At 71.8% G+C, this 7,769-nt stretch carries 8 protein-coding genes and 1 pseudogene; 7 read left to right on the top strand and 2 right to left on the bottom strand.

Annotation, left to right across the window (positions count from 1 at the left end; genetic code table 11):
* Positions 1–748, top strand: a pseudogene (locus ABT078_RS29805) (hypothetical protein); the annotation flags it as partial.
* Positions 670–1,401 carry a tetratricopeptide repeat protein gene (locus tag ABT078_RS29800; protein WP_351233079.1) on the top strand — a complete coding sequence of 244 codons (732 nt, stop codon included), beginning with the start codon at positions 670–672 and terminating at the stop codon, positions 1,399–1,401. The pseudogene ABT078_RS29805 and the gene ABT078_RS29800, both read left to right, overlap by 79 nt.
* A 100-nt stretch (positions 1,402–1,501) precedes the next feature.
* On the opposite strand, the gene ABT078_RS29795 is transcribed toward ABT078_RS29800, so the two are convergent.
* Entirely contained in the window at positions 1,502–2,785 is a 1,284-nt protein-coding gene (locus ABT078_RS29795; protein ID WP_351233077.1) for a DUF1015 domain-containing protein, read from the bottom strand.
* Between the two features lie 89 nt (positions 2,786–2,874).
* On the opposite strand from ABT078_RS29795, the gene ABT078_RS29790 reads away from it, so the two are divergent.
* The 4 genes from ABT078_RS29790 to ABT078_RS29775 all read left to right on the top strand — a co-directional run bounded on the left by ABT078_RS29790 (position 2,875) and on the right by ABT078_RS29775 (position 7,085).
* Positions 2,875–3,909 (top strand): HAD-IIA family hydrolase, encoded by a 1,035-nt coding sequence (locus ABT078_RS29790; protein WP_351233075.1) that lies wholly within the window; start codon positions 2,875–2,877, stop codon positions 3,907–3,909.
* A gap of 79 nt (positions 3,910–3,988) precedes the next feature.
* Complete coding sequence (locus ABT078_RS29785; RefSeq protein WP_502981385.1) at positions 3,989–5,062, top strand: FecCD family ABC transporter permease; 1,074 nt, start codon at positions 3,989–3,991, stop codon at positions 5,060–5,062.
* Positions 5,059–6,096, top strand: a complete 1,038-nt coding sequence (locus tag ABT078_RS29780) for a FecCD family ABC transporter permease (RefSeq protein WP_351233073.1) — start codon at positions 5,059–5,061, stop codon at positions 6,094–6,096. Before ABT078_RS29785 ends, ABT078_RS29780 begins: the two co-directional genes overlap by 4 nt.
* Positions 6,097–6,239: 143 nt before the next feature.
* A complete protein-coding gene (locus ABT078_RS29775; protein ID WP_351233095.1) occupies positions 6,240–7,085 on the top strand; it encodes an ABC transporter ATP-binding protein in 846 nt (281 codons plus the stop codon).
* On the opposite strand, the gene ABT078_RS29770 is transcribed toward ABT078_RS29775, so the two are convergent.
* Positions 7,069–7,416, bottom strand: coding sequence for an SCP2 sterol-binding domain-containing protein (locus ABT078_RS29770; protein WP_351233071.1), 348 nt, complete (start codon positions 7,414–7,416; stop codon positions 7,069–7,071). The genes ABT078_RS29775 and ABT078_RS29770 overlap by 17 nt on opposite strands.
* A gap of 42 nt (positions 7,417–7,458) precedes the next feature.
* Between ABT078_RS29770 and ABT078_RS29765 the strand changes: the two genes are divergently transcribed.
* On the top strand, positions 7,459–7,764 hold the full coding sequence (locus ABT078_RS29765; protein WP_351233069.1) for a hypothetical protein: 306 nt from the start codon (positions 7,459–7,461) through the stop codon (positions 7,762–7,764).
* Positions 7,765–7,769: the final 5 nt, after the last annotated feature.

The following is a 7,769-nucleotide window of genomic DNA, read 5'->3' as shown; positions in this document are numbered from 1 at the left end:
GACCGTGGTGGCGTCCGCCGCGATGATCGTGGTCCGCGTCGGGACGACGACCGTGGTGGGTTCCGCCGTGACGACCGTCGTGACGACCGTGGTCCGCGCCGAGACGACGACCGTGGTGGCGTCCGCCGCGATGATCGTGGTCCGCGTCGGGACGACGACCGTGGTGGGTTCCGCCGTGACGACCGTCGTGACGACCGTGGTCCGCGTCGGGACGATGACCGTGGTGGGTTCCGCCGTGACGACCGTGGTCCGCGTCGGGACGACGACCGTGGTGGGTTCCGCCGTGACGACCGTCGTGACGACCGTGGTCCGCGTCGGGACGATGACCGTGGTGGGTTCCGCCGTGACGACCGTGGTCCGCGTCGTGATGACGACCGTGGTGGGTTCCGCCGTGATGATCGTGGTCCTCGTCGGGACGATGACCGTGGTGGGTTCCGTCGTGACGACCGTCGTGACGACCGTGGTCCGCGTCGTGATGACGAGCGTGGTGGGTTCCGCCGTGACGACCGGCCGCGTGGGCCCCGTCGCGACGACCGCGGGCGGGACGACCGCGGTGGGTACGGACGCAGGGACGACAGGGACCGGGATCGTGGGCGCGATCGGGATCGGGAGCCGATCAAGCGGCTGCCGATTCCCGAGGACGTCTCGGGCGACGAGATCGACAAGGACGTGCGGCAGGAGCTCCAGAGCCTGCCGAAGACGCTTGCCGAGGATGTCGCCAAGAACCTCGTCATGGTCGCGCGACTGATCGACGAGGACCCGGAAGGGGCCTACGGCTACTCGCGCGTGGCGCTCCGGCTCGCGTCGCGGGTCGCCGCAGTGCGAGAGGCCGCCGGATTCGCCGCGTACGCGACGCAGAGGTACTCGGAGGCGCTCGCGGAGTTCCGGGCTGCCCGGCGGATGACCGGGAGCGTCGATCTGTGGCCCGTGATGGCCGACTGCGAGCGCGGGCTCGGCCGGCCCGAGCGGGCGCTGGCCATGGCCGGTGAATCCGAGGTGCAGAAGCTCGACAAGGCGGGACAGGTCGAGATGCGGCTCGTCGCCGCCGGGGCACGCAGGGACATGGATCAGCTGGAAGCCGCGATCGTCACGCTGCAGAGTCCCGAGCTGGCGTCGAGCTCGGTGCAGCCGTGGAGCGCGCGACTGCGTTACGCGTACGCCGATGCGCTGCTCGCTGCCGGCCGCGAGGACGAGGCGCGCGAGTGGTTCGCCAAAGCCGTCGAGGCCGACAAGGACGGGGCCACCGACGCTTCCGACCGGCTCGCAGAGCTGGACGGGGTTGAGTTCGTCGACGCCCTGGCCGACGAGGGTGACCTCGCCGATTCGGACGCGGACGACTCCGACGCCGAAGCCGAGACGGACGAGAAGCCCGAGGCCGACGATGAGGGCGACAAGGCCTGATCCCGCCCCACCGCAGGCACTTGGAAGGCCCGGCACCCACGAGGGTGCCGGGCCTTTCGCGTCCGCACGGTCCGCACCGATTCCTGCCGTCAGCCGATGCTCAGGCGTCGATGCTCAGGCTCCGCAGCACCAGGCCGGTCGCCGGCTTCGGGCCGAACGACGTCGACTTGCGCGGCATCGTCACGCCCTGCTGTGCCAGCTCCCGTACGACGTCCTCCCTCACCGGATGCATCAGCACCGCCGTGCCGCCACGACGCTCGGCCTGGATCACCGCAGCCTCGGTGTCGTGGATGTAGGTGATGTCCTCGGGAGAGTCCGGGATCCGCCAGACGTGCTCCAGGAGCGCAGCATGCAGGACGGTCGCGTCGAGCCGCTGCCAGGCCTCCGGCCGGTCGGCCGGGACCGTGCGTGCCAGCAGGCCGGCGTCCGCGCGGTCCAGGAGGTGGAAGCGGCCGTCGCCCGCGAGCAGGAACGCGTTGCCCTCGGCGGCGGCCGAGGCCAGTGCATCGAGGGCGCACGGAAGAGGTCCGTCGATGTCACGTACCCGGAAGAGCCCTTCGACGGCGGTCAGGGCGTCCGCGACCGGGAGGCGGTTGAGCAGACGGTGGATCGCCCGTACCTGGAGCGGGTAGCGGGCCGTGTCGATCAGCAGGACCAGGCCGTAGTTCCACGGCCCGGGAGCCGGCAGCTCGTCGCGCAGGCGGAGGTACGTGGCCCAGCGGTGGTGACCGTCGGCGATGAGAGCCTGGTGGTGGGTGAGGTCCGCGGCGATCTCCGCCAGGTCCGCCGGGTCGGTGACCGACCAGAGGCGGTGGCTGAAGCCGTCCTCGGTGGTCGTCGCCAGCAGTGCGCTCTCGTGGATGATCCGCTCGATGACGGCGGAGGCCCCGGTCGTGGTGCCGTCGCTGCGGTACGTCAGCAGCAGCGGCTCCAGATTGGCGGCCGTGGTGCGCATCAGCGCCGTACGGTCGGCCACCACATGCGGCATCACGTCCTCATGGGGCATCACAATGCCCTCGTCGGGGGCCGACAGGGCCAGCGCACCGATGACGCCGCGCTGCAGGATCTCTCCCCTGCGCTGCTCGTAGATGTACAGCGCGGGCTCGGGATCGGGGGCGAGGACGCCCTCGGCCAGCCAGCGGTCCAGGGTCTCGGCGGCCTGCTCGTTGCGGGCGACGGGGCTGGCGGCCTGGGGGAGGATCAGGCGGACGATGTTGTAAGGATCCGCGGACTCCAGGTGGTGCAGTCCGTCGGGGCGTACGACGACGTCGTACGGAGGAGAGGTCACCGCGGCGAGGCTGCCGACCCGTTCCGAGACGTAGCGCAGCCCGCGGAACGGAATCATGTGCAGACCGTCTTCGGCCGCCTGACCTCTCTTGTTCATTGATGCATCGTATGTGGATGCGGCGATGCGCGATGATCGGGGGAGTGTCGGGGGATCGAAAAAAGCCACGAAATGAGGAGCGGACCAGCATGGGCGAGCAGGGCAGGACCAGGCCGAGCGGCAGCGCGCAGGCGCTGTGCGCGGTGTACGACACGGCGCTGCTCGATCTCGACGGGGTGGTCTACGCGGGTGGGGAGGCGATCGCACACGCAGTGGATGCGCTCGGGTCGGCACGCGGCACCGGGATGCATCTCGCGTATGTCACCAACAACGCGCTGCGGACGCCCGACGCGGTGGCCCGGCACCTCACCGAGCTCGGTGTGCCGGCGGAGCCCGCGGATGTCATCACCTCGGCGCAGGCCGTCGCCCGGCTGATCGCCGACCAGGTCCCGGCGGGCGCCCGGGTGCTGGTGGTCGGCGGTGAGGGGCTGCGGGTCGCGCTGCGCGAACGCGGGCTGGAGCCGGTGGAGTCGGCGGACGACGAGCCTGCCGCCGTGGTGCAGGGCTACGGCGGGCCCGAGCTGCCGTGGGGGCGGTTCGCCGAGGCGTGCTACGCGATTGCGCGCGGGGTGCCGTGGTTCGCGTCCAACACGGATCTGACGATCCCGAGCGCCCGGGGGATCGCGCCGGGGAACGGCGCGGCGGTGGAGGTCGTACGGATCGCGACGGGCGCCGAGCCGCAGGTGGCCGGGAAGCCGCTGCCGCCGATGCACCGCGAGACGATTCTGCGGACCGGCGCCGAGCGGCCGCTCGTGGTCGGGGACCGGCTGGACACGGACATCGAGGGCGCGTTCAACGGGGGTGTGGACTCGCTGCTCGTCCTGACCGGAGTGACGGACCCGGCACAGCTGCTGGCCGCGGAGCCGAACCACCGGCCGACCTACGTGGACGCCGATCTGCGCGGGCTGCTGACCGGGCAGCCCGAGGTGGCCGGTTCCTCGTCGGAGGACGGCTTCCGCTGCGGGGGCTGGACGGCGTCGGTGCGCGGGGACGCGCTCCTGCTGGACGGCGACGGCGAGGCGCTGGACGGGCTGCGGGCGTTGTGCGCGGCGGCGTGGACCCGTGCGGAGGATGCGGCGGGCACGCTGGATGCGGGCAAGGCACTGGCCCGGCTGGGCTGGTGAGCCGCTGCCTCGGGTTCCCTCGGTGAGGCGGCGGGTTCCCGCAGCGGGGTGAGATAGCAGGGTAGGCTAACCTAACCGCGTGTTGGTCGACAGTCCCTCCGAAAGTCCCCCCGAACCGAGCGCGGAACCGACGTCCGCAGCAGCGACGCCCGAGCCGCGCAAGCGCCATGCGCTGCGCGCGGCCGGGCTGCTGCTCGCCGTCGGTGTCCTGCTGCTGGTCTGTGTTGCGAGCATCGCCATCGGCGCCAAGTCGGTCCCGGTCGCCGATGTGTGGCACGGGCTCTTCCACAACTCCGGCACCGCCAACGACGTGATCGTCCACGATGTGCGCGTGCCGCGGACCGTGCTCGGGCTGCTCGTCGGCGTGGCGCTCGGGCTCGCCGGCGCGGTGATGCAGGCGCTCACCCGCAACCCGCTCGCCGAGCCGGGGCTTCTCGGGGTCAACGCGGGCGCGGCCGCCGCCGTCGTGTCCGCCATCAGCTTCCTCGGCGTCACCTCCCTCACCGCCTATGTGTGGTTCGCGTTCCTCGGCGCCGGTGTGGTGTCGGTGGTCGTGTACGTGCTCGGCGGAAGCCGCGGCGCCACGCCCGTACGGCTCGCGCTCGCCGGGACCGCGGCAACCGCCGCGCTCTACGGGTACGTCAACGCCGTACAGTTGCTGGACTCGGCGGCGCTCGACCGGCTGCGTTTCTGGACCGTCGGCTCGCTCGCATCGGCCGACCCCGGGACCATCGGCAAGGTCGCGCCGTTCATCGGCGCCGGAGTGGTGCTCGCCCTGCTGATCGCGCGGTCGCTCAACGCGATGGAGATGGGTGACGACACGGCACGCGCGCTCGGGGCGCATCTGACCCGTACGCGCGTGCTCGCCATGGTCGCGGTGACGCTGCTGTGCGGTGCGGCGACCGCCGCCTGTGGGCCGATCGTCTTCATCGGGCTGATGGTCCCGCATCTCGTCCGGGCCATCACCGGCCCCGACATGCGCTGGATCCTGCCGTACGCGGCCGTGCTCTCGCCCGTGCTGCTGCTCGGCTCCGACGTCGTCGGCCGGATCGTCGCGCGCCCTTCCGAGCTGCAGGTCGGCGTTGTCACCGCGTTCATCGGCGGGCCCGTCTTCATCTACCTCGTACGCCGCAAGAGGATGGCGCAGCTGTGAAGGCCGTGAAAGCGATACGCACCCCCGGCGGGCTCTCCGCCCGGGTCGACCCGAGGGCGGCACTCGTCGCCGTGCTGCTCCTGGCTGCCGCCCTGGCCTGCGGTGTCGTGCTCGTCGGCAGCGGCGACTTCCCGATGGCGCCCGGCGAGGTCGTGGCCACGCTGCTCGGGAACGGCACGCCCGCGCAGGAGTTCATCGTCCACGACGTGCGGTTGCCGCGGGTGCTGGTGGCGCTGCTGGTGGGCGCGGCGCTGGCGGTGGGCGGGGCGGTCTTCCAGTCCCTCTCCCGCAATCCGCTGGGCAGTCCCGACGTGCTCGGTTTCGGACAGGGTTCGAGCGTCGGCGCGCTGATAGTCATCGTGCTCTTCCACGGCGGTTCGTTCGCCGTGGCGGGCGGCGCGATCGTCGGCGGTCTGGCGACCGGTCTCGCCGTCTACCTGCTCGCCTGGAAGCGCGGAGTGCACGGCTACCGACTGGTCCTGGTCGGCATCGGTGTCGCCGCGATGCTCACCGGCGCGATCCACTACCTCGTCACCAAGGCCAACCTCGTCGACGCCACGCGGGCCGTGGTCTGGATGACCGGCTCCCTCGACGGCCGGGACTGGAGCCAGTTCTGGCCGCTCCTCGTCGTGTGCGCCGTGCTGATCCCGCTGTGCCTGGCGTACGGACGGCCGCTGCGGATGCTGGAGATGGGCGACGACGCGGCGTACGCGCTCGGGGTCGGCGTCGAGCGGACCCGGGCCGTCCTCATGGGCTCGGCCGTGCTGCTCACGGCGGTCGCCACCGCGGCGGCCGGGCCGATCGTCTTCGTGGCGCTCAGCGCCCCCCAGCTCGCACGCCGGCTGACCCGCTCCCCTGGGCCGAACATCGCGGCGAGCGCCATGATGGGCTCGGCGCTGCTGCTCTCCGCCGACTGGATCGCCACCTCCGCGTTCGGCGACCGTGAACTGCCCGTCGGCGTCGTCACGGGAGTGCTCGGCGGCGCCTATCTGCTGTGGCTGCTCGTCACCGAGCGCAAGGCGGGCCGTGTATGAGCGCCCGGTCCGAGCGTACGAACGCGGCGCGGACGAGCGCAGACCGTGTGCCGACGGTGCGTACGGCTGACGAGCGTACGGCCGCAGAGCAGCAGCGTGGCGCAGGCCCGCACCCGACCGAGAAGAACTCCAGGAGTACGTCCATGCAGCGCCTCACCGCGGAATCGGTCACCCTCGCCTACGACCAGCGGGTCATCGTCGAGAACCTCTCGGTCGAGATACCCGACACCTCGTTCACGGTGATCGTCGGGCCCAACGCCTGCGGCAAGTCCACGCTGCTGCGTGCGCTCTCGCGCATGCTCAGGCCCAGCCAGGGCCGGGTGCTGCTCGACGGGCAGACCATCCACTCGATGCCCGCGAAGAAGGTCGCGAAGACGCTGGGGCTGCTCCCGCAGTCGTCGATCGCCCCCGACGGCATCACCGTCGGCGACCTCGTCGCCCGGGGCCGTTACCCGCACCAGGGCCTGCTGCGCCAGTGGTCGCGGGAGGACGAGCGGATCGTCCAGGAATCGATGGCCGCGACGGGGGTCGGCGAGCTGGCCGACCGCTATGTCGACGAGCTCTCCGGCGGCCAGCGCCAGCGGGTGTGGATCGCCATGGCACTCGCCCAGCAGACCCCGCTGCTGCTGCTCGACGAGCCGACCACGTTCCTCGACATCCAGCATCAGCTGGAGATCCTCGACCTGTGCGCCGAACTGCACGAAACGCAGGGCCGTACGCTCGTGGCCGTACTGCACGACCTCAACCAGGCCGCCCGGTACGCGACGCATCTGATCGCGATGCGCGGCGGGAGGATCGCCGCGGAGGGCGCGCCCGGCGACGTCGTCACGGCCGAGCTGGTCGAACACGTCTTCGGCGTGCGCTCACAGGTCATCGACGACCCGGAGACGGGTACGCCGCTGGTGGTGCCCCTGGCGCGGCGCCGTAAGGCCGGCGCGGCGGCGTCGGGGGCGGTGTCTGCGGAGGCGGTGACTACAGCAGCGCCCTGAGACGGAGCAGATCGCGAAAGCCGGCCTCGAGCCTGACCCGCCCCGAGGCCCAGGCCTTGGCGAAGTTCAGCTGCCCGTCCACCATCGCCACCAGGTCGTCACCGGCCATCGTCAGCCGGATCTCCGCCCTGTCAGGCGGTGGGCCGTCCAGCGTGTCCAGCACCTGGATCCGGCCCGCCGCCAGGCGCCCGGTGAAGGTGATGTCCAGATCCTTGATGTGGCAGCTCAGGGAACGGTCGAGTGCGGCCGCGCTGCGCACCTCTCCGTCCGCCTTCGCCAGATTGTCCGAAAGTCTGTCGAGTGCGCTGCGGCACTCCTCCGTGGTCGCCATCGGGACCGACGGTACCCCAGGGCTTCGCGGTAGCGTCTGGGCATGAGCGACTCGATTCCGGGACCCACCCCCGAAGCCCCCGAGGAGGCCGCCGCACCGGCGGCGGAGGCGTACGACCCGGCCGCGCCCGCCCCCCTCGGTGTCGAGCGCGCCCCCACCGGCAATGCCGACGTCGACGCGTACCTGGAGCGGCTGGCCGACGCCGACCACCTCCCGGCGGACGGGCACGTGGAGGTGTACGAGGATGTACACAGAGGGTTGCGCGACACGCTGACCGCGCTCGACGCACGGCAGGGACCGCCCGCGCCCCAGCCCTCGCCCTCACCTTCGTACGACCACAGGAGCTGAACCGA

Source organism: Streptomyces sp. NPDC002133 (assembly GCF_040296405.1).
Lineage (GTDB): Bacteria > Actinomycetota > Actinomycetes > Streptomycetales > Streptomycetaceae > Streptomyces.
This window is presented reverse-complemented; position numbering and strand designations above follow the sequence as displayed.

Excerpts from the sequence above, each read along its gene's own strand:
- ABT078_RS29790 (WP_351233075.1), top strand. The coding sequence starts at position 2,875 with ATGGGCGAGCAGGGCAGGACCAGGCCGAGCGGCAGCGCGCAGGCGCTG.
- ABT078_RS29775 (WP_351233095.1), top strand. The coding sequence starts at position 6,240 with ATGCAGCGCCTCACCGCGGAATCGGTCACCCTCGCCTACGACCAGCGG.
- ABT078_RS29770 (WP_351233071.1), bottom strand. The coding sequence starts at position 7,416 with ATGGCGACCACGGAGGAGTGCCGCAGCGCACTCGACAGACTTTCGGAC.
- ABT078_RS29795 (WP_351233077.1), bottom strand. The coding sequence starts at position 2,785 with ATGAACAAGAGAGGTCAGGCGGCCGAAGACGGTCTGCACATGATTCCG.
- ABT078_RS29765 (WP_351233069.1), top strand. The coding sequence starts at position 7,459 with ATGAGCGACTCGATTCCGGGACCCACCCCCGAAGCCCCCGAGGAGGCC.